We start from the raw sequence: 2,194 nt of genomic DNA, 5'->3' as shown, positions 1-2,194 counted from the left end.
TCCAACCGGATGAAGACCCAGACCAATGGTATGGACGTGGCAATGCGTAATGCCAACGATGCCATCTCCATGGCCCAGACCGCTGAAGGTGCGATGGTGGAAACCACCAACATGCTGAACCGGATGCGTGATCTGTCTCTGCAGGCTGCTAACGGCTCCAATACTGCAGAAGACCGTGCCGCAATGCAGGAAGAAGTGACTCAGCTGATCAGTCAGATTGATGATACTGCCAGTCAGACAAATTTTGCTGGTATTAATCTGCTAGATGGCTCTGCTTCCAGCTTGAGCTTCCAGGTGGGTGCTGATGCGGGTGAAACTATTAGCTTTGGTATTGATTCTGCTTTCGCAAAGGATCTTGGTAAGGTTGAAGCTGGTGAGGTAGCTTTTGCCGCTTTTGATACCCTTGCTACAGCTGCTGTCGATGGGAAGGCTGCGGCCAATGCCACTTTGAATGTTGATATCGGTGGTACAGACGTAGATGTCGAAGTTAAAGCTGGTGATTCAATTGTTGAGGTAGGCTCACAAGTAGCAACTGAAATGCAGAAGCAGCTTGATGAGAACAATATAAATGCAAGCGTGACATACGATGCAGAAAATAAGCAGTTCAACCTGGTTGCTAAGGAAGGCGAGACCCTGACAGGTGTTACAGGCTATACAAAAGATGGTACTAATGGAGATAGATCTGTAGCCGAAATTGATCTGAGTACAGCTGCCGGAGCACAAGAAGCTGCTTTTGTCATGGATCTTGCCTTGGCTCAAATCGACTCTGAACGTGCTGATCTGGGTGCGGTTCAAAACCGTTTGGACTACACCGTAGCCAACCTGCAAAATACTCAGGAAAACCTGAACACTTCCATGAGTCGTATTAAAGACGTGGATTTCGCCAAGGAAACCACCAATATGACCAAGAACCAGATGATGATGCAGGCCGGTAACACTGTTCTGGCTCAGACCAAGCAGATGCCGCAGTACGCGATTCAGCTGCTGGGTTAATCGGCTTCGCCTCAGGGTAAACAGTAATCAGGAAACTGTGAACTGTTGTGTAGAGTGGTTCAAAAGATTTGAGCCACTCTCAACTCGACATTCATACTGAAAACCCTTCACCATAACCTTAATTTCCCACCAAAAAAGACGACTCCTGTATTGAAAGCAAATAAGGAGTAGTCACCATGCTATCCATCAACACCAACACTTCTGCCCTGATGGCTCAGAATAATCTGAACCAGACTCAGAACAGCCTGTCTGCCAGCATGGAGCGTCTCTCCACTGGTCTGCGTATCAACTCTGCTTCTGACGATGCGGCTGGTCTGCAGATTTCCAACCGGATGAAGACCCAGACCAATGGTATGGACGTGGCAATGCGTAATGCCAACGATGCCATCTCCATGGCCCAGACCGCAGAAGGTGCGATGGTGGAAACCACCAACATGCTGAACCGAATGCGTGACCTGTCTCTGCAGGCAGCAAACGGCTCCAATACTGGCGAAGACCGTGCTGCAATGCAGGAAGAAGTCACTCAGCTGATTAGCCAGATTGATGATACTGCTCGTCAGACTAACTTTGCGGGTATCAACCTGTTGGATGGTTCTGCTTCCAGCCTGAGCTTCCAGGTGGGTGCTGATGCGGGTGAAACTATCAGCTTTGGTATTGATTCAGCTTTTGCAAAAGATTTGGGTAGCGATGTCCAAGTTTCTTCTGCAGTGGCAACCGCTGGTGGCAAGCTGGCTGCGGATTTGACACTGGGTGATGGTACTGCTGATGAGCTTGTTATCAAGCAAGATAGCACTACTAAAGAAGTAGCAGAGCAAATGAATAAATTTCTTTCTGCTAAAAACGTCGATGTAACTGCAGTTGCTAAAGAAGATGGATCAGGCGTTGAGCTGGTTGGTACAGCTGCAGCATTGGATGCAGCAAAGGCTGCAGATAGTGATCTGCCGGATAAAGCTGGTGCCACTCCCACTTCAGTAAGTGGTATTAATATTTCAACAGCAGAAGGCGCTCAAAAAGCGGCTGTGGTTCTGGATAGCGCTTTGGCAAAGATAGATTCTTCTCGAGCTGACCTCGGTGCCGTTCAAAACCGTCTAGACTACACCGTAGCCAATCTGCAGAACACGCAGGAAAACCTGAACACCTCTATGAGTCGTATTAAAGACGTGGATTTCGCCAAGGAAACCACCAATATGACCAAGAACCA

The 2,194-nt window shown here is 48.4% G+C and carries 2 protein-coding genes; both read left to right on the top strand.

The window, feature by feature from the left end:
• The coding region (locus ACYZZ0_RS22265) for a flagellin (RefSeq protein ID WP_461538870.1) at positions 1-993 on the top strand (993 nt) is incomplete at its 5' end.
• A 176-nt stretch (positions 994-1,169) separates the two neighbouring features.
• On the top strand, positions 1,170-2,194 hold a 1,025-nt coding region (locus ACYZZ0_RS22260; RefSeq protein WP_461538869.1), incomplete at its 3' end, for a flagellin N-terminal helical domain-containing protein.

It is taken from the genome of Spongorhabdus nitratireducens, from assembly GCA_947387575.1.
In the GTDB taxonomy this organism is placed as follows: Bacteria; Pseudomonadota; Gammaproteobacteria; order Pseudomonadales; family Endozoicomonadaceae; genus CANDOC01.
Note: the sequence above shows the minus strand (reverse complement) of the source record. Positions and strands in the feature narration are given on the sequence as shown.